Origin of the sequence: Pseudomonas sp. IT-P171 (assembly GCF_949767765.1) — a bacterium.
GTDB lineage: Bacteria > Pseudomonadota > Gammaproteobacteria > Pseudomonadales > Pseudomonadaceae > Aquipseudomonas > Aquipseudomonas fluorescens_B.
In genome coordinates this window covers 306608-331603 of record NZ_CATKQN010000033.1, presented here as the reverse complement: position 1 = coordinate 331603, position 24996 = coordinate 306608, and the positions used below count along the sequence as shown (strand labels likewise).

The 24996-nt window shown below is 58.7% G+C and carries 22 protein-coding genes; 5 read left to right on the top strand and 17 right to left on the bottom strand.

Annotated elements, in window-relative coordinates; all coding sequences use genetic code 11:
- Positions 1 to 60: 60 nt before the first annotated feature.
- The gene (locus ACM6I5_RS18955) at positions 61 to 378 is read left to right on the top strand and encodes a DUF2388 domain-containing protein (RefSeq protein WP_017339414.1); all 318 of its coding nucleotides are present in this window, start codon (positions 61 to 63) and stop codon (positions 376 to 378) included.
- A 69-nt stretch (positions 379 to 447) separates the two neighbouring features.
- Here the strand turns inward: ACM6I5_RS18955 and ACM6I5_RS18950 are convergent, their stop codons facing one another.
- Positions 448 to 1377 carry a pyridoxal-phosphate dependent enzyme gene (locus tag ACM6I5_RS18950; protein ID WP_414878391.1) on the bottom strand — a complete coding sequence of 310 codons (930 nt, stop codon included), beginning with the start codon at positions 1375 to 1377 and terminating at the stop codon, positions 448 to 450.
- A 312-nt stretch (positions 1378 to 1689) separates the two neighbouring features.
- On the bottom strand, positions 1690 to 2481 hold the full coding sequence (locus ACM6I5_RS18945; protein WP_017339544.1) for an SDR family NAD(P)-dependent oxidoreductase: 792 nt from the start codon (positions 2479 to 2481) through the stop codon (positions 1690 to 1692).
- A gap of 122 nt (positions 2482 to 2603) precedes the next feature.
- Between ACM6I5_RS18945 and ACM6I5_RS18940 the strand changes: the two genes are divergently transcribed.
- Together ACM6I5_RS18940 and ACM6I5_RS18935 are read left to right on the top strand one after the other, a co-directional pair.
- Positions 2604 to 3542 carry a GlxA family transcriptional regulator gene (locus ACM6I5_RS18940; RefSeq protein ID WP_414884412.1) on the top strand — a complete coding sequence of 313 codons (939 nt, stop codon included), beginning with the start codon at positions 2604 to 2606 and terminating at the stop codon, positions 3540 to 3542.
- A 67-nt stretch (positions 3543 to 3609) separates the two neighbouring features.
- Complete coding sequence (locus ACM6I5_RS18935; RefSeq protein ID WP_017339546.1) at positions 3610 to 4269, top strand: methyltransferase family protein; 660 nt, start codon at positions 3610 to 3612, stop codon at positions 4267 to 4269.
- Positions 4270 to 4294: 25 nt separating this feature from the next.
- On the opposite strand, the gene ACM6I5_RS18930 is transcribed toward ACM6I5_RS18935, so the two are convergent.
- The 7 genes from ACM6I5_RS18930 to ACM6I5_RS18900 form a co-directional block, all read right to left on the bottom strand.
- Positions 4295 to 4963, bottom strand: a complete 669-nt coding sequence (locus tag ACM6I5_RS18930; RefSeq protein WP_414884411.1) for an HAD-IA family hydrolase — start codon at positions 4961 to 4963, stop codon at positions 4295 to 4297.
- Positions 4964 to 5051: 88 nt separating this feature from the next.
- Positions 5052 to 5459: a response regulator gene (locus tag ACM6I5_RS18925; RefSeq protein ID WP_414884410.1), complete on the bottom strand. Its 408-nt coding sequence runs from the start codon at positions 5457 to 5459 to the stop codon at positions 5052 to 5054.
- Between the two features lie 112 nt (positions 5460 to 5571).
- Positions 5572 to 7179: a GMC family oxidoreductase gene (locus tag ACM6I5_RS18920; RefSeq protein WP_017339549.1), complete on the bottom strand. Its 1608-nt coding sequence runs from the start codon at positions 7177 to 7179 to the stop codon at positions 5572 to 5574.
- A 127-nt stretch (positions 7180 to 7306) separates the two neighbouring features.
- On the bottom strand, positions 7307 to 8524 hold the full coding sequence (locus tag ACM6I5_RS18915; protein WP_017339550.1) for a mandelate racemase/muconate lactonizing enzyme family protein: 1218 nt from the start codon (positions 8522 to 8524) through the stop codon (positions 7307 to 7309).
- Between the two features lies 1 nt (position 8525).
- On the bottom strand, positions 8526 to 9845 hold the full coding sequence (locus tag ACM6I5_RS18910; protein ID WP_017339551.1) for an MFS transporter: 1320 nt from the start codon (positions 9843 to 9845) through the stop codon (positions 8526 to 8528).
- An 83-nt stretch (positions 9846 to 9928) separates the two neighbouring features.
- Entirely contained in the window at positions 9929 to 11353 is a 1425-nt protein-coding gene (gene aldA / locus ACM6I5_RS18905) for an aldehyde dehydrogenase (RefSeq protein ID WP_414884484.1), read from the bottom strand.
- A 210-nt stretch (positions 11354 to 11563) separates the two neighbouring features.
- Positions 11564 to 12496, bottom strand: a complete 933-nt coding sequence (locus tag ACM6I5_RS18900) for a LysR substrate-binding domain-containing protein (protein WP_017339553.1) — start codon at positions 12494 to 12496, stop codon at positions 11564 to 11566.
- 184 nt (positions 12497 to 12680) lie between these two features.
- Here ACM6I5_RS18900 and ACM6I5_RS18895 point away from each other — a divergent pair, with 184 nt between their 5' ends.
- Together ACM6I5_RS18895 and ACM6I5_RS18890 are read left to right on the top strand one after the other, a co-directional pair.
- The gene (locus ACM6I5_RS18895; protein WP_017339554.1) at positions 12681 to 13859 is read left to right on the top strand and encodes a hypothetical protein; all 1179 of its coding nucleotides are present in this window, start codon (positions 12681 to 12683) and stop codon (positions 13857 to 13859) included.
- 185 nt (positions 13860 to 14044) lie between these two features.
- Positions 14045 to 14920, top strand: a complete 876-nt coding sequence (locus tag ACM6I5_RS18890) for a LysR substrate-binding domain-containing protein (RefSeq protein WP_017339555.1) — start codon at positions 14045 to 14047, stop codon at positions 14918 to 14920.
- A gap of 126 nt (positions 14921 to 15046) precedes the next feature.
- Here ACM6I5_RS18890 and ACM6I5_RS18885 read toward each other — a convergent pair whose 3' ends face one another.
- The 8 genes from ACM6I5_RS18885 to ACM6I5_RS18850 form a co-directional block, all read right to left on the bottom strand.
- A complete protein-coding gene (locus ACM6I5_RS18885; protein ID WP_017337362.1) occupies positions 15047 to 16411 on the bottom strand; it encodes an MFS transporter in 1365 nt (454 codons plus the stop codon).
- A gap of 122 nt (positions 16412 to 16533) precedes the next feature.
- Positions 16534 to 17967, bottom strand: a complete 1434-nt coding sequence (locus ACM6I5_RS18880; protein ID WP_414884409.1) for an NAD-dependent succinate-semialdehyde dehydrogenase — start codon at positions 17965 to 17967, stop codon at positions 16534 to 16536.
- Entirely contained in the window at positions 17964 to 18998 is a 1035-nt protein-coding gene (locus ACM6I5_RS18875) for an aldo/keto reductase (RefSeq protein WP_017338434.1), read from the bottom strand. The genes ACM6I5_RS18880 and ACM6I5_RS18875 overlap by 4 nt, the downstream gene beginning before the upstream one ends.
- Positions 18999 to 19008: 10 nt before the next feature.
- On the bottom strand, positions 19009 to 19521 hold the full coding sequence (fae, locus tag ACM6I5_RS18870; RefSeq protein ID WP_017338433.1) for a formaldehyde-activating enzyme: 513 nt from the start codon (positions 19519 to 19521) through the stop codon (positions 19009 to 19011).
- A gap of 383 nt (positions 19522 to 19904) precedes the next feature.
- Positions 19905 to 20180: a pentapeptide MXKDX repeat protein gene (locus ACM6I5_RS18865; RefSeq protein ID WP_414884408.1), complete on the bottom strand. Its 276-nt coding sequence runs from the start codon at positions 20178 to 20180 to the stop codon at positions 19905 to 19907.
- Positions 20181 to 20232: 52 nt separating this feature from the next.
- Positions 20233 to 21012 (bottom strand): molybdopterin-dependent oxidoreductase, encoded by a 780-nt coding sequence (locus tag ACM6I5_RS18860; RefSeq protein WP_017338431.1) that lies wholly within the window; start codon positions 21010 to 21012, stop codon positions 20233 to 20235.
- Complete coding sequence (locus ACM6I5_RS18855; RefSeq protein WP_414884407.1) at positions 21009 to 21617, bottom strand: cytochrome b/b6 domain-containing protein; 609 nt, start codon at positions 21615 to 21617, stop codon at positions 21009 to 21011. Before ACM6I5_RS18855 ends, ACM6I5_RS18860 begins: the two co-directional genes overlap by 4 nt.
- 130 nt (positions 21618 to 21747) lie before the next feature.
- Complete coding sequence (locus ACM6I5_RS18850; protein ID WP_414884406.1) at positions 21748 to 24843, bottom strand: hypothetical protein; 3096 nt, start codon at positions 24841 to 24843, stop codon at positions 21748 to 21750.
- Between the last annotated feature and the right edge of the window lie 153 nt (positions 24844 to 24996).

Here is a 24996-nt window from a genome sequence, read left to right as displayed (position 1 = left end):
CTGCATATCCTAAACTGTGTGGTACTTCCTTTACGCTTCACGCTTTCGGAGGACACCGTCATGCGCCGTCTGATCATCATCTCTTCCCTTGTGTTGTGCTTACCCTTCGGCTCGGCTTTCGCGAAAGTGGATGCGGGCGATGTCGCCACCTCCGCCGGGGTTTCCGCTTCGCTGTACTCGACCTTCAAGGACGACAAACTCATGATTCCCGCCCGGGATGACGCCTCCAGCTTCGTGGCCAGTGGCGGTGCGATTCGAGGCGTGTATCTGGAATCGGTCATGAAGCAGATTCGCCAGGACAATCCCGGGCTGAACGCCAGTGACGAAGACCTCGCCAGAGCCATTCTGATCCAGGACAGTGCCGCTGCCGGGCAATGAGGGCTGAAACGGGCGCGATGGGGCCTGTAACACCTGGACAGGTGTTAACGGCCCTGCTTTGCTTTGCGGCTACTTTGCGCTTGTAGCGGATGAACGCGCCCATCCGGCAACGAGTTGTACGCTGATGCTGATACCACCACACACCACGATCACCACATCATGGGCATCGGCGATTGCCGGGTGGTCCAGATAGCCGATGGCCAATGAAACACCGCACGCCGGCTCCACCAGCTGACGCAGGTCATTGGCGTAACGCACCACGCCCATGATCGCTTCGTCATCGCCGAGCACCACGCATTGGTGAGGGAAATCGAGGATGTGCTGCACCGGCCAGGCGGCCACTTGAGCGGCGCCGAGGGAGGTCGCCACGGTGTCGATGCGCGAAAGCCTGACGGGATGTCCGGCCTTGATCGCCGCCGAAAAAGACGCCGCTCCCGCGGTTTCGCAGGCGACGATGCGGCAATCCAGGCGGTCATGCCGAGTCAATCCCGTGAGCAGGCCCGCCAGCAAACCACCACCCCCCACCGACGTCACCAGCGTATCGACTTGAGGGCAGTCCTCGAGAATCTCATCGATCATCGTGCTGTGCCCTTCCCACAACACCGGATGATCGAAGGCCGGCACGTATTCGGTGTCCGCCGCTTGTGAAAGCTCCTTCGCCCGTTGATTGGCGTCGTCCCAGACCTTGCCGTGAACGATTACTTCGGCACCGGTTTTGCGAATCCTCGCGCGGGTGCTTTCCGGGGTGGTGTGCGGCACCACGATGCAGGCTTGCAACCCCAGGCTGGCCGCCGCGACAGCGGTGGCGAAACCGGCGTTGCCCCCCGAAGGACAGACCACCTTGCGCTTGCCCTGGGCCTTTGCCTGGCTGCACAACAACCCCATGCCACGCAGCTTGAACGAACCGCTGGGTTGCAGGTTTTCCAGCTTGAGCCAGATCCGCCGAGTGGGGGTCGACAAGCCCGGGTGCAGGATAAGGGGAGTTCTGATGTGAAGCATGTTGGGCTCCTCGGTCGCACACCGACTTGTCGAGTGGTTCAACGAATCGGTGTGGAGCGCAATGCTGTTCACTTAAGCGCGCTCTTGGATCGTGCATACCTTTGTGGCGAGCGAGCTTGCTCGCGCTGGGCTGCGTAGCGGCCCCAAAAATCTGACAACTATTGCCGAGTTTTGTGAGTGCTACGCACTCAAGCGGGAGCAAGCTCCCTCGCCACAAGTTTCCTTTGATTCAAGACACTCTTAAGTGAACAATATTGCGGTGTGGTGCGGTCCTTATCCAAGCTTAGTTCACCGCGGCCCGAGCTTGCCGTTTCAACGATAACGCGGTGCCGCCATGGAGTTGCCGAACAAGCCCGACAGGGTTTGGCGCTGGGCTTCGTGACGGTCCCATTGCGAGCCGTCGTGCAGACCCGGAATAGTCACCACCTCTCCATTCGCGAGCCCTGCCAGCGCCGCATCGACCATGTCCTCGGCGGTCATGACGATTTCCTGCGGCAGGTTTTCCACCGGGTTGCCGGCCTCGCTCCAGAAATCGGTGGCGGTGGCGCCAGGCAATACGGCCTGAATACGAATGCCTTTGTCAGCCAGTTCATGGTGCATGGATTGGCTCAACCCCAGAACGAACGCCTTGGTCCCGCCATACACGCCATTAAGAATCTCGGGGGCAATCGCCACGATCGAGGAGATGTTGATCACGGTGCCGTTGCCACGGGCGACGAACCCGGGCGCTACCGCGTAGGCCAAACGCATCAGTGCGGTGACATTCAGGGTGATCATGTCTTCCATGTCATCCACCGGGCTCCCCAGCAGCGGCATGACAGCACCGACCCCGGCGTTGTTGACCAGCAAGGTGATGCTCGCGTCGGTGCGCAGAATCCCTTCGACCCGGCGCAGATCGGCCTTGTCTTTCAGATCGGCAGCGACGACTTCCACGGCGCGACCGGTTTCGTTGCTCAAGTGATTGGCCAAGGCGTTCAGCCTGGCCTGGCTGCGGGCGACCAGAATCAGATCGTAACCCTGACGCGCGAGACGATCGGCATAGACCGCGCCGATGCCGGAAGAGGCGCCCGTGATGAGGGCGGTGCCTTTGGATGAGAGAGCCATGTTCAGTGTCCTTCACAGTGAGGCGAGAGGTTCGCCGGATGTGACCGTTATAAATTGACTGACCTCCGTCTCAAATGACGTTTAAAGTACGCTTTTAGGACATGCCCATTGAGGGCCTATCGATGACTTCCGTGGCGTTTGTAGTGTTTGAGGGTTTTCAGACCATGGCGCTGGCGGCCATGCCGGTGTTCGAGTACGCCAACTTCAGCGCCGGCGAAGCGCTTTACGACGTCAGCGTACTGTCCGAGGACGGCCGTACCTTGCGTGCTTCCGGCGGTTTGAGTGTCGGCACCCAGGCGTTCGATGAGCGGGTGTTCGATACGGTGATCGTGGTCGGCGGCGATGCCATCCTCGAACAGGCGCCCGAGGGTGTGCTGGATTACCTGCGCGCCAGCGTTAAAACCGCGCGGCGCACGGCGTCGATTTGCTCCGGGGCGTTTGTCCTGGCCCAGGCCGGTTTGCTCGAGGGGCGTCGGGCGACCACGCACTGGGCTTATGCAAGGGAACTGCAAGCACGGTTTCCGTCGATCAAGGTGGAAGAGGACCGCATTTACGTGATTGACGGTTCGATCTGGACTTCAGCCGGGATGACGGCCGGTATCGACCTGGCGCTGGCGATGGTCGAGAAGGATCACGGCCCGCTGCTCGCGCGCTCCGTGGCACAGAAACTGGTGATGTACCACCGGCGGGCGGGCGGCCAGTCCCAGCATTCGGCGCTGTTGGAACTGGAGCCGAAATCCGACCGCATCCAGACCGTGCTCGGTTACGCCCGGGAACACCTCGCCGAGGCGTTGTCGGTGGAACAACTGGCGGACGTGGCGCGCCTCAGCCCGCGCCAGTTCAGCCGGGCGTTCCGGGCAGAAACGGGACAATCGCCGGCCAAGGCCGTCGAAAACCTGCGCCTGGAAGCGGCGCGACAGATGCTGGAGCGCGGGCGACTGAACCTCGATCAGATCGCTGCCGAATCCGGCTTCAGTGATCGCCGGCGCATGCGCGAAGCGTTTCTTCGGGCGTTCGGGCAGCCACCCCAGGTGATTCGGCGCAACGCCCGTTCGGCCTGAAGCGTTTATCCGCGCAGCCTGCGGCAGCTCCTACAATGAGGGGGCAGGTTCGCGTGTGGAGGTACGGATGAACATCTCGGCCAGACTGGCGTTTTTCGCCATCGTGAGCACCCTCGCCTACCTTGGGTTCGCCGTGTGGGGGATGGGCTCGTTTGCGGCGTTTTTCTCTCATTCGGCGTTGGTGGTCGTTGCCTTGGCGACCCTGGTGATGGCGATCGCGGCGCTGTTCTCCGAGGTCAATCTCAGCTCCGGCGAACGGGAAGACCGGGCCAATCGCTGGGTGCTGCCGGCCTTCGGGGTGATCGGGACAGTGAGCGCTTTTCTACCGGCCTACACCGACCGGATCGACGTTTGGACCTTCGGCGGTGAAGGCGTGCGCTGGCTCGGGGCGTTGCTGTTCATCGTCGGCGGTGTATTGCGCCTGTGGCCGGTGTTTGTGCTGGGCAAGCGTTTCAGCGGGCTGGTGGCGATTCAACCGGGGCACCGGCTGGTCACCGACGGGATTTATCGAACGTTGCGCAACCCCAGTTATCTGGGGATGTTAGTCAATGCCGTGGGTTGGGCGCTGGCGTTTCGTTCAGGCGTTGGCCTGTTGCTGGCAGCGCTGACGTTGATCCCGCTGATCGCCCGCATTCACTCGGAAGAAGCGCTGCTGCGGGCGCAGTTTGGCAGTGAATATGAGGCGTATTGCAGCCGCAGCTGGCGGTTGATACCCGGTGTGTACTGAACAAACCCATTCCAACATGGGGGGATTACGAATATCGCAGACGGATCCGGCCATCGCCGTCGACACCGCAGGCGATCGCTTCATAACTGACCATCGTCGCATGCTGCGTCTCGAGCGGATGTTCATGGGTCGAGGTGATGATCACAAGGTCTGCCCCCGCCGCCTCCGCCGCGAGAATGCCCACCGTGGCATCTTCGAAAATCAGGCAATCGGTCACTTCGACGCCCAACCGCCTGGCCGCCAATCGATACCCCGCAGGATCGGGTTTACCCGCGCTGACATCTTCCGCCGTGACCATCACCGCAGGCTCCGGAATCCCCGCCGCCGCCATCCGTCGCAGCGCCAGTGCCCTGGGCGCAGACGTCACGATCGCCCACTGACCGGCCGGCAGCGACGTCAGGAACTCCGCCGCCCTGCCTACCTCGACAATCCCCTCGACGTCCTCGATTTCCGCCTGGGTAATCCACGCCGCCTCAGCTTCGGCATCGACACCCGGCAAGGCCTGGCGGTTGACCGTGTCGATGGCCCGGGCGCCATGAATGGTCGGCAGAAAAGCGTCGACATCTACCCCGTGGCGCAAGGCCCAGGTGGTCCAGATGCGCTCGGCGGCGGCGATGGAGTTGAGGACGGTGCCGTCCATATCAAACAGAAAGGCACGATAAGGTTTGTTGAAAACCGAATGTTGAGGTGACAAGGATGAGCGTCCTTTTACAAGAGCCAGGCGAGTTTTGCCGAGCAATGTAGCATTTGCGAGAGGGTTGGGCTCAACCGCGCGCTGATGTTCAGCCCACCGTCTTCGGCTTAAATGCAGCTGCCACGCCATCGAGCAATTGTCCCAGCGCCCAGGGCTTCTGGATGAAGGACACCTGATGCCTCACCCCGGACGATTCCGGCGTTTCGAAGCCGGACATGATCATGATCGGCTTGTCCGGCCAGCGGTCGCCAAACAGATTAGCCAGATCCGCGCCATTGAGTTTGCCGGGCATGGTGATGTCCGTGAGCAACAACCGTACCTCATCGGCGTGCTGCTCCAGGTAATTGGCGGCTGCATCCGCGCTGACCTGTGGTTCAACGACGAAACCCTCCTCCTGAAGAATTTCGCAGAGAAACTCCAGGATCAACGGGTCATCCTCAACCACAAGAATCAACCCGCCAGGAAGGTGCTCGCCCGCCATCGATTCTGGACACATGACTTTGCCACTCCCTGATCGCCTAATGATTTCGCGGGCTCAAACCCGCTGCTTACAGGTATGAGCAGCGGGCTCGGCGGAAATTCATTTTTGATACAGGCAAGTGAAAAAATCAGGCGTCCTGCAGAATCAGATCGGCGCCCTTCTCCGCGACCATCAGCACCGCTGCATGGGTATTGCCGGACGTCACGTTAGGGAAAATCGACGCATCGACAATGCGCAACCCGTCAATACCGTGGACTTTCAAACGCTTGTCCACCACCGAAGTCCGTTCATCCGCACCCATCGCGCAGGAACCGCACAGGTGATAGATCGAACCGCTGTTTTCACGGAAATACTGCAGCATCTGCTCGTCGGTTTCGACCACCGGACCCGGCAGCACTTCTTCGACCGTGATGCCTTTGAGCGCCGGTGCCTGCATGATCTTGCGCATCAGCCGGCTGCCCTGGATCACCTCGTCGATGTCCTTTTGCGTACTCAGGTAATTCGGGTCGATCAAGGCCGCGTCACGGGGATTTTTCGACGCGATCTCGATGTGCCCGCGACTGGTCGGCCGGCACGGGTTGAAGCACAGCAGGAAGCCTGAATATGGTTCGGGCTTGAGGCTGGCCTTGTTGTTTTTCGGGATCTGGTACGACAGTGGGTTGAAGTACAGCTGCAGGTTCGGATGGCTCTGCTGCTCGCTACCCCGAAAGAAGCCGCCGGCCTGATTGACGCTCATCGCCAGTGCGCCCTTGCGGGTGAACAGGTATTTGAGGCCGAGTTTGAATTGCCCGAACAGCGAGCTCAGTTGATCGTTTAGCGTCGGGATGTTGGCCTTGTAGTAATAACTGGCGCACAGGTGATCCTGCAGATTCTGCCCCACCGCCGGCAGGTGTTTGACCAGCGCGATATTGTGTCTGGCCAGCAGCGCCTGATCGGCGACACCGGACAGTTGCAGAATCTTGGGTGTGTCCACGGCACCGGCACACAGAATGACTTCCTTGCTGGCGGTGAAGGTGCGCACCACGCCGTGCTGGGTCACCGATATACCGGTCGCCCGGCCGTTGTCGAACAGCACCCGATCCACCAGGGCGAAATGCTCGACGGTCAGGTTCGGCCGGCTCAAGGCCGGGTGCAGATGCGCAAAGCTGCTGGAACAGCGCTGGCCATTTTTGGTGTTGACGTCGTAGATCCCCGAGCCTTCGAATGTCGGTCCGTTGAAGTCGTCGCTGTGCGGGTAGCCGAGTTCGTCGCAGCCCTTGATAAACACGTCGCAGATCGGATGGGTCTGGCCTTTCATCGGCGTGATGCTGATCGGGCCGCTGCCGCCGTGGTATTCGCTGTCGCCCAGGGGATGGTTTTCCAGTTTGCGGAAGTAGGGCAGCACGTCCTTGAAGCCCCAGCCCTCGTTGCCGTTGGCCGCCCAGTCATCGAAGTCATGGGCCTGGCCGCGGACGTAGATCATCGCGTTGATCGAACCCGAACCGCCCTGGACCTTGCCGCGCGGGGCATAGATTTCGCGGTTGTTCAGCTGCTTTTGCGGCTGGCTGTAGTACATCCAGTTGAACGTCGGGTTGTAATACATTTTGGCGAAACCGACCGGGACCTTGAACCACAGGGAACTGTCCTTGCCGCCCGCTTCCAGCAGGAGCACCGAATGTTTGCCCGAAGCCGAGAGCCGATTGGCGAGGATGCAACCTGCGGCGCCAGCGCCAGCGATGATGTAGTCGTATGTCATGCAGGGTTACCGCGTAAGTCGTTGTACAAAAAAACCGCCCGGCAGGTATGGCGTAAAACCTGTGGGGGCGAGCTTGCTCCCACAGGGACTGGGTTCACCCGCAGTGCCTGCCATGGGCGGCAAATCTTCAGCCTCGGGCTGGCGACGAGTCTTTGACGTCAGCCGGGGTCGGCGCCATTTGCAGGTGCAAACGCTCACCGGTGTACGGCGAATGCTTGCGCACCACGTCCATGTTCAGCTCTACGCCAAGCCCCGGTTCGGTGGACGGAATGATGTAGCCGTCCTCCCACTGCAACGGCTTGGTCAGGACTTCGGCGTGGAAACCGCCCCAGGTCATGATGCTTTCCTGGATCAGGAAGTTCGGCGTGCAGGTGGCCAGCTGGAAACTTGCCGCCGCGCCAATCGGCCCGTTGTAGAGGTGCGGTGCGATCTGCGCGTAATAGGCCTCGGCCATGCTGGCGATCTTTTTCGCTTCCAGCAGACCGCCGCAACGGGCGACGTTCATCTGCAGGATCGACGCACCGCCCGCCTGCAACAGCTTGAAGAATTCGTATTTGGTGGTCAGCCGCTCGCCGGTGGCAATCGGGATGCTGGTCTTGGCCGCGACTTGCGCCATGGCCTCTTCCTGGCCCGGTGGCACCGGCTCTTCGAACCACAGCGGATCGTATTTTTCCAGGCGCTTGGCGAGGCGAATCGCCGAGGACGGCACCATTTGCCCGTGGGTGCCGAACAGCAAATCGCACTTGTCGCCCACCGCTTCGCGGATCTTGCGACAGAAGGTTTCGCAGCGATCCAGCACCTCCAGCGAGATCTGGTGCCCGGAGTACGCCGTATATGGCCCGGCCGGGTCGAACTTCACGGCGGTGAAGCCTTTGTTCATGTTCTCGATGGCGCATTCGGCCGCCAGGTCCGGGTCGTCGTAGTCGTACTCACCCTTGCTGTTGACCGGGTACAGGTAGGTATAGGAACGCAGCCTTTCGTGGACCTTGCCACCCAGCAGTTCATACACCGGCTTGTTCGCCGCTTTGCCGATGATGTCCCAGCACGCCATCTCCAGACCGCTGACCACGCCCATCATGGTCAGGTCCGGACGTTGGGTGAAACCGCTTGAATAGGCCTGACGGAAGAAGCGTTCGATGTGGTGCGGATCGTGGTTGAGCAGGTAGCGTTCGAACACGTCTTCGATGATCGGCAGCATGGCTTTCGGGCCGAAGGTCGCAGCGTAGATTTCGCCCACGCCTTCGATGCCGCAATCGGTCTTGAGTTTGACGAACAGCCAGTACATGCCGCCGACGTGCGGTGGCGGTACAGCAACGATATGGGTTTCAAGGGCGACGATTTTCATCTCAGGCACCTGTCTTATTGAAAGTTTTACGATTGATACGAGCGCGCAGAGTCAGGGCCGCCAGGGTACCGAGCAGGCCGACGAAGGCGATGTAGCCGAAATACAGCTTGTAACCAAAGGCGCCGGGGAAATGCTCGGTGAGGTAGCCGTTGATCAAGGGAATGAACGCGTCGGGCATATAACCGACCACCGAGACAATGCCGATTGCCAGGCCGGTGATGCGCAGCGGGATGTTGCAGGTGTCGAGGATCGCCCAGTACAAACCGCGAATGGCGTAGGTCATCAGGCCGATGAAAATCACCGTGCCGATCAACAGGCCCATGCTGTTGAGTGCCGGGAACACGATCAGGCCGACCATCGCCAATGTCGCGAGGAACAGCGCCACGATCAGCACCGAAATGTTGGAAAACCTGTCACCGAGCCAGCCACCGCCGATCCCGCCAATCGGGCGCATCCACAACTTGATGGTCGTGATGGTGCCGGCCATGACGGCGGTCATGCCGCCGCCCTGCAGGTAATCGGAGAAACTGTAGGTGGCCCAGAAGATGTGATAACCGCAGAACACGATGGCCGTCACCAGCCACAACTCGGGGATTTTCACCAGCGTGGCCAGGTCGCTGAGCAGGTTGTATTTGCCCTTCTCCACCGCCGCGGTGCTGTCCATCGACTTCGGGTCCTTGATCAGCACCAGCACACAGCCGATGGCGATACAGGTGAAGGCATAGAGGTAAACCACGTGCTTGAAGCCTTGCGCCGCCGACTCGCCACGGGTTTCGGTGGCGAAGGCAAACAGCCCCAGCGCAACGGTCGCCAGCAACGCTTCGACCAGGCCGCGACCGCCATCAAGGATGCCGAAGAACCGGCCTTGCTCGGTGTGATGGGCGATCATCTTCACGCGCTTGAGCACCGAGGCCCAGAACGTCAGGCCGGTGGTCAGCCCCCAGCAACCGAAGATGATCATCAGCCCGGTCAGCGACGGCGCAGTGGAATACCAAAGGCCCAATGCACCGGTAGCAACCAGCGAGAAGAAAATCAGAAAACGCGGGGCGATGCGGTCGGCCAGCCAACCGCTCGGCAAGTAGCTCAGGAGGAAAATCGTACCGAGCATCGAGTACAGATAACCCAGCTCGCTGTGGTTGATCTGGAACACCTCGAGCATGGTGGTCTGGTAGACCTGACGCAGGTACAGGATCGGGTAGATCGCACCGGCGGCCAGCACCAGGAGCATCAGTTGGACATAGCGACTTCCCTTGTCACTGTGGCTTTTTGAACCCGCGTTCGAACCCTGAACAGCGGCAGCAGTGGATGCATGCTTGGACATTGATGTGACCTCGGGCAGCCCGGTGACCGGGCGCCCCTGATAATTGTTTTTATGGGTGCAGCGTGAGGCGTTTTACCGGTGGATCAATACTTCATGACCACAAGCCGGGTCTGAGTGAATTCGAGCATGCCGTGCTTGCCGTCATCGCCGCCCAGGCCCGAGCGTTTCCACCCGGCGTGAAAGCCCTGGTACGGGTCCGCCGGGGTGCGATTGACGTACAACTCGCCGGCTTCAATGGCGTTGGCGACTTTCATCGTGGTGCGGTAGTTCTCGGTGTACAGCACCGACGACAGGCCAAACTGATGGTCGTTGGCCAAGGCCAGCGCTTCGTCGATGTCGCGGTACTTGAGCACCGGCAGCACTGGACCGAAGATCTCTTCCTGGACGATTTCCATGTCCTGACGGCAGCCGCTGAGCAGGGTCGGCGGGTAGAAGTGACCTTTGCCCTGCGGAATAAATCCACCCGTTTCCAGTACAGCACCGGCGGCGACGGCGCGCTCGACCATGGCGTGGATGTTCTGCTGCGCACTGGCGTTGACCAATGGCCCCATCCGACTGGCGTCGGTGGCGCGGTCGCCGAATTTCACGGCACTGATTTTACTTTTGAGCAAGGCGAGGAATGGCTCGTAGATGCTTTCCTGCACGTAGACCCGCTCCACCGCCGTGCACAACTGACCGCAGTGGGTGGTCTTGGAGGCAACAATCGCTGTGGCGGCGGCTTCAAGGTCAGCATCGGCTTCGATGATCGCCGGGGTCTTGCCGCCCAGTTCCAGCGACGGCTTGGCGATGTTGGCCTTGCAGTAATCGAGCACGATACGCCCGGCGTTGACGCTGCCGGTCAGGGTGATCAAGCCGACGGCCTTGTGCGTGCAAACGGCGGCGGCGGTGGCGTGGTCCATGGTCAGGATGTTGATCACGCCCGCAGGCATGGTGGATTGCTGCACAGCCTTGGCGATTTCGAACGCGGACGTCGGTGTGTTGTTGCTTGGACGCACGACCACGGTGTTGCCGGCAATCAGCGCCGGGGCGATTTTGCGCAGCAACGTATAGACCGGGTAGTTGAACGGAATCAGGCACGCGACTACGCCAATCGGCTCGCGGTGCAGGAACAGGCTTTCGTTCGGGGCGTCGCTGGGAATGATCTCGCCTTCGATACGACGCGCCCATTCGGCGTGGTAGCGGGTGATCTGCGCGGCGTAACGGGCTTCGTTGCTGGCGTCAGCGACGCTCTTGCCGGATTCGGCGGCCAAGGCTTTACCGATGTTCTCGGCACCGGCATCGAGTGCATCGGCAAGCGAACGCAGGTGTTCGGCACGCTCGATGCTGGTGAGTGTGGCCCAGGCTTTCTGTGCCGCAGCGGCCGCTTCGACTGCGGCGGTGGCTTCATCGGCATTGGCCGCTGAAACATGGCCCACCAGCGCTTCGGTCGCGGGGTTGTACACCGCGATCAGCGCTTCGCTGGCGGGTTCGATGAAGTGGCCGTTAACAAAATTTCGCTCGAGTCGCATGTGCATCGCCCATCGTTGTTTTTATCCAGTGAGATGCAGTCTTGGCATCTGACCGGCATTGAACAAACGATTTATTGAGCGATGTAACATTCAAAAAAAGAATGTTATATCCAGGTCGACGCAGAACCCTGCGGGAGAGGGCTTGCCCGCGATGGCGGCGGCACATCAGCCTCTTTTTGACTGACAGATCGTTACCGCGGGCAAGGGTGATCAGAGAGCAGCGGTCGAGGGTTCAAGCTGCCGTTGCGCCAACCAGATCTCCTCCTGCAACCACTGACTGAACACCTGCAATTGCGGCATCTGCGTCTGCTCCGGCCGGGTCACCAGCCAGTAGGACTGGTGGCCTTCGACATGCACGTTGAGCACCTGGGTCAACTGCCCGCTGGCCAGTTCCGGGGCGACCATGTGCCAGTCGGCAATAGTGATGCCCAACCCGTCGGTGGCCGCGCGGATCGCCAGGTCCAGCAAGTCGAACTCGTAGCCGCCCTGGGTATCGACGCCGGTGATGCGCGCCGCGTCCAGCCAGTGTTTCCAGGTCAGATAGCGCTGGTCTTCCCGGGCGAGCACGTGCAGCAGCGTCAGGCGATTGAGGTCGATGCCCTGCTCGCTCCATTCCCGCGCATACAAGGTCGGTGCGCACACCGCGATATGCCGCTCCTGAATCAGCAGGGAGCTGTCCATGCCATCCCATTCCCCGTCGCCGAACCGGATCGCGCAATCCAGCGTGCTGGTTTCCGCAAGGCTGTCCTGCAAGCGCGTGGTGATGCTCAGTTCCAGCTCCGGATGCTTCTCGCGCAACCGGCCCAGACGCGGCATCAGCCAGCGATTGGTAAAGGTCGGCGGCGCGTTGATGTGCAGGCGATTGGAATGGGTTTTCTGCTGGATGCTGCGTACCGTCAGCTCGATCTTGTCGAAGGACTGATGCAGCGCCCGCAGCAGAATGCGCCCGGCGCTGGTCAGTTCAAGGTGATGGTGACGGCGCTCCAGCAAGCTTTCGTCGAGCTGTTCCTCCAGTTGCCGCACCTGGCGACTGACCGCACTCTGAGTCACGTTCAACAGTTCGGCGGCGCGGGTGAAGCTGCCCGTGCTGCCGGCCACTTCAAAGGCTTTCAGCGCGTTGAGGCCGGGCATTTTGCGTTTCATGGAAGGCTCTCAAGGTGGATGACAAGGCGTAAAGCATCCCACGCCGACGATGAATTGTCCTACAGGATTTTCCCAGTAACATGCATTTGATGAAGGTTTCGACGCATTTTTTATCGTTTGTTCAACGCAGCGCTGATGGCAAGACTGGCCAGCATCTCTAATAAAAATAAACGAGAGCTGACCCATGCCCCTCCCTGCTTCCCTGCGCCTTAGTCCGTCGTACCTCGCTCTGCTCTGCACCTTTGCCGCGCCCGCCATGGCGGTACAAGTCACCGACAACCTCGACCTCGGCGGCGCCGTTCGCGCACGCTGGGATTACGACCCCGACCGCGACATTCAGAAGTTCGGCCTGGACACCGTGTTCCTTAGCGCCAAGTACAACTCCGACAGCTGGATCGGTGAGGCTCAGTACCGTTTCTACGGACGCTCCTACCCGTACCAGTACACCAAGGACTACGGTGATATTCAGTTCGCCAAGTTTGCGTGGGCCGGTTACAAGTTCAACCCCGACCAGCAAGTACAGGTAGGCCTGAACACAGTGCCATTCGGTTTGCAGCCCTATTTCGGCAGCACCTTCTACGAAACCCTGGGCAACGTCATCGGCCTGGAGGATGTGCAGCAGATCGGCGCCAAGTACATCCAGCAAAGTGGCGACTGGAACGTCCAGGCCGGCTATTACCTGCGCCCGGCGTGGCAAGGCAAAGGCACCAGCAAGGGCGTGACCTACTCCAGCGTGGTATCCGGGGCCGACAGCTACGTCGGCGATGGCAGCGACAACCAGGAACGCAACACCGTGGTGCTGCGGGTGGCCAAGTCGCTGGACCTGGGGCCGTGGAAATCCGAAGTCGGGATCTCCGGCCTGACCTCGACCCTGGAAAACAAGGACACCGACAACGACGGCCGACGCAACGCTGTGGCCGTGCACTACCTGGGCAAGAACGGTCCGTGGGGCGTGCAATTGCAAGCGGCGCGGCAACAGATGTCGCCGCGCAACGCCGGCACTGATGAAGTGGTAACGCTGGGTGGTTATGACGGCACCTACAACGTCGCCAGTCGCGGCAACCTGTACGTGGCGGACCTGAGTTATGACGTGGCCGGCAAGTACCTGTTCGACCAGATCAGCGGCGTGAAGCTGTACGCCAACTACAGCGCCTTCGACAAATCCGCCGACGAGTTCAAGACCTCGCAACGGATGATTCTCGGTACCTCGTTTTCCTTCAGCAAACTGTGGATCGCGACTGAGTGGCTGTATGGCAAGAATGATCCGTACATTGGTGGCAGCAGCTACACCCAGAGCCTGGGCGCTGGCGGGACTGATCATTGGGAGAATCAGTTGTACATGAACATTGGGTATTACTTCTGATCCAGGATTTTTGTCGCCTCTAAGTACGCCATCGCGGGCAAGCCCGCTTCCACAGGTTCGGTGATCCTTGTGGGAGCGGGCTTGCCCGCGAAGACGTCCGCCCGAACACCACTTGCATCAGCCCCTTGCTAATAGTCAGATAGGCATTACAAAACCATCCAAAAACAACAAACCAGGCCTCTGCCATGCGTCAACTGCCCTCGCTCAACATGCTGCGCGTTTTCGAAGAGGTCGCGCGGCATCGCAGTTTCAGCCAGGCGGCGCTCGGTCTGAACGTCACCCAGGGTGCGGTGAGTCGTCAGATCAAACAACTCGAAGACTACCTCGGCGTCGCACTCTTCATCCGCACACCCCAGGGCCTGTCCCTGACCGAAACCGGCAGCGCCCTCTCCCCACACCTCGCGGAAGCCTTCGACCACATCGAACGCGCCCTGCAAGCCGTGCGCGTGCCCAACCTGCGTCAACGCCTGCGCATCCTCGCGCCACCGACTTGGGCCACGCGCTGGTTGTCGGCGCATTTGCGCGTGTTTTGCCAGCGCTATCCGGACATCAGCCTGAGCGTGACCAACCAGGCCAGCCACGACAGCCTTGCCGAAATCGACTGCCACATCCGCTTCGGCCTCGAAGCAGCCACCCACTGCAGCAGCCAATTGCTCGTGATGGAACGGCATATCGCCGTGGCCAGCCCGGAGCTGTTCAACGATGGCCAGCCACCGGATCTGCGGCAGTTTCCGTTGCTGCACATCCTGCATGACGGCAAGCGCCTGAAGGTCTGGGAAAACTGGCTGGCGGCGATGGGCCGGGATGATGTCGATGCGGACCAAGGGCTGGAATTCAGCACGCTGGATCAGGTGATCCACACTGCGCTGGCGGGCGGTGGCCTGGCGGTGATCGACCGGCAGATGATCGAGAAGGAACTGGCCAATGGCAGTTTGTTGCCGATCACCCCCGTGGAAGTGATCGGGCCGTATGGCTATTGGCTGGATGTGGCGAACGACAAACAGGGGTTGTCGAAAGTGCGGTTGTTTACGGATTGGCTGGGGTTGGTCAGTAATCCCTGAAACAGTGATATTCCCCCTGTGGGAGCGAGCCTGCTCGCGATGAGGGCATTACATTCAACATTGATGTTGACTGATCCACCGCCATCGCGAGCAGGCTCGCTCCCACATTTGATCCGTCGTAAACCTTTAGACCGGTGTCGCGACTTTTGCTGCCAGCGGAACGCCCGCTTCGACCGGACTCTGCGCCTTGCACGCCTGGCTCAACGTCAACGATTTGGTCTCCGGCGCCCAGGCCCAGGACAACAACGCGCCCAGAGCCAGAATCGCCGCCAGTATCCCCATGGTCGGACTCAAGCCAATTCCCGCCACACTCACCGGCAACAGGAACGTGCTGACCGCCGAGCCCAAACGACTCACTGCCGTCGCCAGGCCGATCCCGCTGGCCCGCACTTCGGTCGGGAAGCTCTCGGCCGGGAACACGCCCACCAGATTGCTCACCGCCGACAACACCAGGGTGAACAGCCCGAACACCAGCACCATCAGGAACGCTGCGCTACTCGGCAACACGGCCAACATGAACAACGCCACCGCCAGGATGATGAACGAGTTGATCAGGAACCCGCGTCGCGAGAACTTGATGGTGCACCAGATCCCGATCAACGCGCCGAGGATCAGCAACAGGTTCAGCATCAGCTCGGTGCCGAAGCCTTCGGCCAGGCCCATCTTCTGCAGGATCGACGGCAAGAAGGTGTAGATGGCGAAATACGGCATCACGATGCACACGAAGAACAGGCAGTTGAACGCGGTACGCTTGCGGTATTCGCGACTGAACAACACCGCATAGCCAGAACGGGTTTCGGTGGACTGGGTTTCGTCGAGCTCGACGTTGGCACCCAGGTGTTTTTTGACGATGGCTCGGGCCTCGGCAATCCGGCCCTGATTGACCAACCAGCGCGGAGACTCTGGCGTGCCGATGCGGGCGATCAGAATCAACGCCGCCGGGATCGCCGACGAGGCCAGCATCCAGCGCCAGGCATCGTCGCCAAGGCTGAGCATGGCGGTGCCGACGAAAGTTGCGGCGACGTAACCGAAGGTCCAGATCACGCTGAACGAACCCAGCAATACACCCCGGTGTTTCTTCGGCGCGAACTCGGCGAGCATGGCGTGGCCGACACTGAAGTCACCACCCAGGCCGATACCGATCAGCACCCGACAGAGAAACAGGCCCATGGCCGTTTCAGCGTAGAACTGCATGACCGAGGCGATGGTGATCAGCACGAAGCTGACCAGGAAAATTTTCTGCCGGCCGACCTTGTCGGAAATCCAGCCGAAAAACAGGCTGCCGAGAAACAGCCCGATCAGCGCCGATGCGCCGATCAGCCCCTGCCAAAATGCATCCAGCTGCATCTGTGGGCTCAGCAGGGTGAAGGCGATACCGATCAGGCCGAGAATGTAGCCATCGGTGAAATGTGCACCGAAGGTCAGGCCGGCGATCTTGAGATGGAAGCGCCCGATGGGCAAGTCGTCGATTTTTACCGGTTGTACGGACATGTAAGTCTCCAATTGTTGTTATTGACGGAGAAATGAAACCGATCGTTTTTGCTGTGTGCGGACTGGTGTGGCGAGGGGATTTGTCCCCTCGCCACAAAAGCGCGTTCCTACAGGTGATGGGGTTAGAGACCACCCATCAACAGGTATTTGATTTCCAGGTAATCATCCAGGCCGTACTTCGAACCCTCGCGACCGAGGCCCGATTCCTTGACGCCACCGAACGGCGCCACCTCAGTGGAAATGATCCCTTCGTTGATCCCGACCATGCCCGCTTCCAAGCCTTCGGCCATGCGCCACACTCGGCCGATGTCGCGGCTGTAGAAGTAGGCCGACAAGCCATACGGCGTGTCGTTGGCCTTTTGCAGCACTTCGGCTTCGTCCTTGAAGCGGAAGCAAGCGGCAACCGGACCGAAGGTCTCGTCCTGAGCAATCAACATGTCGCTGTTGGCTTCGGCGAGGATGGTAGGTTCATAAAACGTGCCGCCGAGTGCATGACGACGGCCGCCGCACAATAGCTTGGCGCCCTTCCCCAATGCGTCGCTGACATGCAGCTCGACCTTGGCCAGCGCCGCCGCGTTGATCAGCGGACCTTGCTCGGTTTCACCGTCCAGCGCACTGCCGACCCGCATCGCCGCCACGGCTTCGGCGAGCTTGCCGGTGAACGCCTCGTAGACGCCGTCCTGAATGAAGAAGCGGTTCACGCAAACGCAGGTTTGCCCGGTGTTGCGGAATTTCGAGGCCATTGCGCCTTTGACGGCGGCGTCCAGATCGGCATCGTCGAAGACAATGAACGGCGCGTTGCCGCCCAGTTCCAGCGAAACTTTTTTCAGGGTGTCGGCCGCCTGACGCATCAGCAATTTGCCGGTGCGCGTGGAGCCGGTAAACGACAGCTTGCGCACGATGCCGGAAGCTTGCAGCGCCCCGCCAATCGCCACCGCATCACCTGAAACGATGTTGAACACGCCCGCCGGAATCCCGGCCTGCTCGGCCAGTACCGCCAGGGCAAACGCCGACAGCGGGGTTTCTTCCGAAGGCTTGAGAATCATCGTGCAACCCGCCGCCAATGCCGGGCCGACCTTGCGCGTGACCATCGCCAGAGGGAAGTTCCATGGTGTGATCGCAGCGACCACGCCGATGGCTTCCTTGACCACGATGATCCGCGCATCCGTCTTGTGGCTCGGGATCACGTCGCCATAGGCGCGCTTGGCTTCTTCGGCAAACCACTCCAGAAAACTCGCGGCGTAGACCACTTCGCCCATGGCTTCGGCCAGCGGCTTGCCCTGCTCGCGGCTGAGCAGCGTCGCCAGCTCCTTCTGGTTGCTCAGCATCAGCTCGCCCCAGCGCTTGAGCTTCTGGCTGCGTTCCTTGGCAGTCAACTTGCGCCAGGCCGGCAAGGCACGGTTGGCGGCGTCGATTGCAAGGCTGGTTTGTTCGGCGCCGGCCTTTTGCACGTCGGCGATCAGTTCGCCATTGGCCGGGTTCAGCACCGGGTAAGTGACACCACCGCTGGACCATTGGCCATCGATGAAATTGCCGTGACGGATCAACGCGTTCATGCCACAGCCTCGGTCAGGTTGAAACGTTCCAGACCCGGGCGGGCCGAACGCAGGATACGTTTACCGGCGGTGTAATCGTTGATCACGTCGCACGGGGTGTAGTTGCGTTCCAGCTCATGCAGCTCTTCGGCATCGAGTCGGGTTTCCAGCGCGGCCAGGGCGCTGTCGAACTGCTGCGTGGTGTCGGCGCCGACCAGCATGCAATCCACGCCGGGATGATTGGCGACCCAGGCCTGGGCGATCTGCGCGTTGGACACGCCGCGAGCACGGGCCACACGCTGTACCGAATGCGCGATCTCGAACGAGGCTTCGTCGCTGTACATCTGCTGGGTGAAAAAGTCAGTCTGGTTGCGGGTCGATTGCACGTCGCCGGTCAACAGACCTCGGGCCAGCGGGCTGAAAACCGAGACGCCCAACCCCTGGTCGCGGCAGAACGGAATCATCTCGCGCTCTTCTTCGCGGTAGGCGCAGTTCAGTTGCAGTTGCATGTTGATCGGTTTGACCCAACCGTTGCGCTCGCAGGCCATGAGTATCTTCGCCAGCTGCCCGGTGAGCATGGTCGACACGCCGATGTAACGCGCCTTGCCGGAGCGCACGATGTCGTTCATCGCGCTCATGGTTTCTTCGACCGGAGTGTTCACGTCGAAGTAATGCAGCATGAACACATCGACGTAATCCATGTTCAGTCGCTTCAGCGACGCGTCGATGCTGTCCATGATGTGCTTGCGCGAATGGCCGCTGGCGTTGATGCCGGCGCGGGTGCCATAACCGACTTTGGTGGTGATCACCAGGTCTTCGCGGCGGGCCAGGCGCTTGACGATGCGCCCCACGACTTCCTCGCCGACACCGGCGGAATAGAAGTCCGCGAGGTCGATGAAATTCACGCCGTTGTCCAGCGCGTGCGCGACGATCGGCTCGCTTTTCTTCTCATCGAAAATCCAGGGTTTCCAGTCCGGGGTGCCCATGTTCATGGTGCCCAGGCACAGACGGGAGACTTGCAGGCCGGAGTTGCCCAAACGAATGTATTGCATGGTTCGGACCTCAGGCTTTTGGCGTGTAGAAAGGGTTGCTGATGTGATTGACCACATCCGCCAGTTGCGCGGTTTCCGGTTTGCCGGTCAGCGCGGCACGGATCGCCGTGCGGCAGGCGTTGTAGTTGTTCAGGTAGACCGCATCGAGGTCATCGCACGCCGGGTTGACCCAGTTCGCGGTGACGATGGCCCACTCGTCTTCGGCCTCCGGCGGCAAGGTGCCGTCGAGCAAGGCTTCCAGCACCGCCTTGGCGATCCCGGCCTGGGACGCGCCCCAGGTTGCGTTGCCGTGCAGGTCGCTGCCGATCGCGGCTTTGTTCACATAAAGGGTCATCGGCTTGACCGGAATGTTCGGTTGGGCGATCACCATGAACGGGCAATGGCCCTGGCTCGGCGATGCCAGACTATTGGCGAACGCCTGCCCTGCCGGGCCGTTGCGCGGGCCGATCAACATGTTGATGTGCGCGGCGTTCACGCCCGGGCCTTCGAAGCCTTCACCGATATACAGGTCGAGTTCTTTCATGAGTCGTTACTCTTCAGGGATTTGGGGTGATCAGAAATGCACGCAGACCGTGGCGGTCGCGTGGCAAATGTCGGGAGTCGAAGAGCGCGGGTCGTGGCGGAGAGAATCAGTCATGAGTGCAAACGCTCTTTTTTGTTGTTGATGAGCTGTGTTTGCGATCTTTTAACACTGGGGGTTGACGGGGCTGTAACCATTAAAAGTCATGGGGGCATGACTTCAAGTCATACCCTGATAAATCTGCAGGAGCGAGCTCTTGTGGCGGGGGGAGCTTGCTCCCGCTGGTTCGCGGAGCGGACCCAGAAAATGGGCCTGCTGCGCAGTCCAGCGGGAGCAAGCTCCCTCGCCACAAGAGCTGGCTCCTGCAGGGGTCGCGCTGTGTTGACTTATTGCGACATGTTGTCCTTCTTCATGGCGTCCTTGGACATCGCATCTTTCTTCATCCCGTCCTTGCTCATCGAATCCTTGGACATGGCATCTTTCTTCATCGTGTCCTTGCTCATGTCATCCTTTTTCATCGTGTCTTTCTTCATGGCGTCCTTGGACATCGAATCCTTGCTCATGCTGTCATTGCTCATGCCGTTGGTTGCTTCAGCGGCAAATACACTGGCAGCACCCATGGCGAGGCACATGGACAGAACGACGGTGGTCAACTTTTTCATGATGAAACTCCTTGAAGCACAGGTTGCGGGTGAGTGAAGTTGTCGGGCGCCATCAGCTGCCACCGAACCAGTTGTAGCCCTGGTCTTCCCAGTAGCCGCCGCTGTAGGTGTTGCTGACGAAAATCGCCTGGATGTGTTTGGGGTTTTTGTAGCCGAGCTTGGTGGGCATGCGCAGCTTCATCGGGAAGCCGTATTCACGAGGCAGCACCGCGCCGTCATAGGTCAGCGCCAGCAGGGTCTGCGAGTGCAGCGCGGTGGCCATGTCGATGCTGGTGTAGTAGTCGTCGGCGCATTTGAAGCCGACATATCTGGCATCGGTGTCAGCACCGACTCGTTTCAGGAAATCGCTGAATCGTACGCCGCCCCAACGCCCGATCGCGCTCCAGCCTTCGACGCAGATATGCCGGGTGATCTGCTCGTTCTGCGCCATGGCACGCAGCTCTTCGAGGCGCCAGCTGCGTTTGTCGGCCACCAGCCCGGTGACTTCCAGTCGATAGCTTTCTTCCTCGACGGTGGGTGCCTCGTCGATGCCGTAAAAGGCATTGAACGGAAACGGCCGGGTGATCATCGACGCCGGATAGGTCGGCGCCAGTGCGTTGGGATTGAACAACCAGCCCTGCACCCGATCGTTGAACCGCGACATGGAGGACAGCGCCGTCTCGACGCTTTCGTTGTCGGTGATGTTGCAGCCGGACAACATGGCCACGCCACCGAGGGTCAGCCCACGCATCAGGAACGAGCGGCGTGAGCGGTCCTCGATCTGCGGTGCAATGATTTTCCGGGCGTCTTTCAGGATGGACGACTCGTCCAGACCCTCGATGCGCTTTTTCATACGGACTCCTTGCGACCGACAATCATGGCCAGCAACGTTTTGGGAACGAGCGCGACCATCGCCAGATGCACCGCCACAAAAGCCATCAACAGCGCCATCGCGATGAAATGCACATGCCGCGCCGCTTCGTAGCCGCCCAGCAATTCACGCAACAGCGGAAACTGGACGGACTTCCACAACACCAACCCGGAGATCACCAGCAGCGTGATATCGACCATCACGAACAGGTAGGCCAGCCGTTGCACCTGGTTGTAATGACTCAGGTCGGCATGCCCCAGACGTCCGCGCAATGCAGCCCACAGGTCGTGCACAACACCTTTGGGTGACACCGGGAAAAAACGCCGTGACAGACGACCGCTGGCGAGGTTGATGACCAGGTAAACGAGCCCGTTGATGGCGAGGAACCACATCGCGGCGAAATGCCATTGCAATGCACCGCCGAGCCAGCCGCCCAGGGTGATGCCTTTGGGAAAACTGAAGTCGTAAAGCGGGGAAGCGTTGTAGATACGCCAACCGCTGGTGACCATGACCAGCACCGCCAGCGCGTTCAGCCAGTGGGTGAGCCGGAGCCAGCGCGGATGGGATGAAGCAGGTATCGGCGACATGATGGGCTCCCGGCGGTGTTGTTATTCGTTGGAGCCGAGTATGGGAGCCGACAGATCGCCAAATCCTCACGTAAAGTTAAATTATTTGTGATAACTCCAAGGGCCAGAGCCGCTTGTTTTGTCCCGTCAGTTAATCATCGACACGATGTTTAGCTAGCTCCGCCTCAAAATCTTCTATCTTAGGGCCTAGAGATAAAAATCTATTCACGCTGTCCTCATAGAGTCTAAACGCCTCCTCTGCCCCTACAGTGCTTCTCGCTTCCGGAATGTCCATATGAGTTTTTTCGACCTGGACCAGATCAACATCTGATAGCTCTGGAATATACTCACTCCTCAAGTCCAATATCTCCTGGCTTATCTCAGCCGAAGTAATTGGCCCGCTACTAAAGGAACGACTCAAGCTACTCGATGAGCTGTAACCAGAATCAGAACTGTCAGTGCTACTGGTGCGTTCCAAAGGCTTGTCGACATGGGTTTCCGGCAAACTTCTTTGCACGCTCCGCTGGCTATTTTCTTGCTCTTGTTTTCGCCTCTCATTACTTAGGTGTGCCTGATAAGTTTGCGACCGTCCAATTCCAGCAAGTACATTAGTCCACTCACGCCCCCTGACTGCGCGGGCATTCAGATAGTTTGCCTGTTTTTCTGCTTGCCCCCGACTCAGCATATCTTGGCGCTCATTCTCCTCTCGATCACGCTTATTCAAACTGGTTTGATAAGCCTGGGCACCCGCACGGACTGAAAATTTCGCCAGTTCAGCATCGTGCTGTTTGCGCTCTAGTTTCTTTCGCGCCACCTCATTTGCCTCATCGGCTATTCGACGGTTATCCGCTGCAATTCTTTCCTGGCGCTGCTCCCTGGTCCCTATCAATAAACTTATCTCGTGAACTGCCTGATCCTGCCTCCTGGGGTCGGCAAATATGTTGACGGACCCGGCTTGAGGACGCTCAAAGCCTGGAAACTTTCGAGCAAGAAAACCTCGTGCACGTTCCTCACTCAATGTCCCATTGCTTACACAGTTATTCAGAGACTGCATCAAACTCTTCGCTATTTGCCCTGGCACCCAACTTGCTTTCGACCCCAAGAGGCGACCATTGAAATACGAGACCGGAATTCTGAACAGTTCATCTGCTCGCTTAAAAAGATTCAAATCAATGACCGAGGCTTGTACGACAGGTGAAGACTTCGCCAGTAAAATGGCAAATTCCAACATCCGTTCAATTTGCACCGCCTTGATTTCTTCTCCTGAGTTCAAAGCCATTGTCAATTTATGTTGTAGTTCAACGCTAGCAGGACCAACAGTATCCAGCGATTTGCTCACTGGAGCAGTGGGCGGGGTCATTGCATTGGCAAAACCAGATGGCCTATCTGGCTTTGCGTCATCCTCACTATCGCTGTCAGATAAAATATCTGTTCGGTGAGGTGCCGAGAATGCCCCCGCACCGGCTCCGCCGTTATCAGAATCATCGTCACGAGGCTTCTTTTCCATAGCATTGGATACAGGAGCGCAGACGCCTTCCGATGTTTTTCGATCGGCTGCGCCCCCTCCTCTCAAACCCGTTTTTTTACGCTGGGCAATGAAGGCGGCGTTTTCATCGTCTTCGCTCAGACTGTCATCGCCATCATCTGAAACATCCTCTAATTCCTTCGGAATTATTTTATGCCTCTCCAGCGCCTGTATTTCCGTTCCAGTCAATTTATCGTGGTCCCGAAAACAGTCTTCCGGGAGTAGGCGTTTAGTCAAATCTGTGAGATTGCTAAAGCGGTGCTCGGCGTGAGGCTTATAATGGCCACTACCATTTGTCCAGAATTTTATTTTTCCTTCTTCAAATAGAATCTCGCCCGCAAAGAGTGTTGGTTTGCCGCCGCTTAACGAACTGTGACCGTCTACAAAGAACGGGTCTTTATATCGATGATTGTTGAGCTTTCCGTTCGAACTTCTTTCGTAATTTCTCGAACCGCAAATAATATGGTCAGGCTCCTCGGCAAGGATCACAAACGCGAGCACACCTTCCAGGTCATACCTTTCCCCATTGTCTTGCCGAACAAACTCATATTCATTTTTGTCGTTTTTTCTGAGGTCAAAAATTTGATCCGGATAAGCTGGCTTCTGCATTTGACCATTGGGATCCTCCCTGAGCACTACTCGGCTTTTCTCCAGAACACTTGGGACTTCAAATGTTGACATGGCAGAAGCATTCAATGTCGTACCCGACGATGCCACACCGGGTGGAGCTGTTTCTTTCGCGGGTACATAGCGAGCCCACAATTCTGGATCCTGCTCCCACGGCGAGGGTTCCGGCATGTTGTTTTTATAGAACCTGACGGTATCGCCCAGTTGCGCTCTGCATCGATACAAATGGCGCAGTTCTTCCGCCGTTATTCCGTTTGCTTCCAGCTCTTTATTATCAACCACATCAACCATCTGAATATCATCCAGCAGAACATGGAGGCAGGCCGTTGACACACCTTCACTTTTTTGCTGAATAAACTCATCGATCATACGTTTACTTATATTAGAAAAGAGGTAGGTGGCCGATTTATGAATCCGTTGCCATGCTTCTCCCCTGGTAAATTTTTCCCGTCCTTCTTCTGCATCGAGGAGGCCGTATGCATGAGCATAACCAGGATGCTTGCACATATCTGAAAACAACTTATCCAGTTTATTGCTTGTACTATCCGGAATGTCTGAAAAAGCATTGTTAATACTTCCACTCTCTTGTGCTCTCTCTTCCAACTCGACAATACAATCAAAAAAACCGGTCACAAAATCTATAACACAATCCACCGGCACACTGGGTGTAACATCCGACAAAGCAACCTTGTCATCCTTGGCATTGTTATTGCCAACCGAATTATTACCCCTACTTGGCTTTTTTCGTTGTTTCTCTGCCGTCACGACAACTGCCAGCGCGTCTTCCACGTCGATTATCGTAGTAGGTTTGTCGTTTACCTCTGTGCCTGGCAGACTTTCAAAATTATAGGCTTCAGGCTGCTCAGCCATTATATTAAATGCAACCCTCAGACTTTCCAGGAGACGGACTGGCGTCCATGTAGAATTTTCCTTGCTGGTGATCGAAGACAGACCTAGTACGCGATCTCCTCTAGATTCAGAAAAAGAAGAGCAGAAATACTGTTCGGATGTTGCTGTTGCAGAGGCTGTTTCGCTAACTTTCTGTCGAACACTTTGAGTGCTTAACAAGTTTGAAGAACCGCAAGAAGAGAACATGCTATTTGTTTCTACCGTCAATGTATGCAGGGGTCTAACGCTGCGAAATGGTTTGTCACGCAGTTTGAACGTCCAGGCAATTACAGCAACGCCGGCATCGTAACTAAATATTTGATGGCTGCGACCTGTGTTGACTTTGATGAAAAGCCAGGC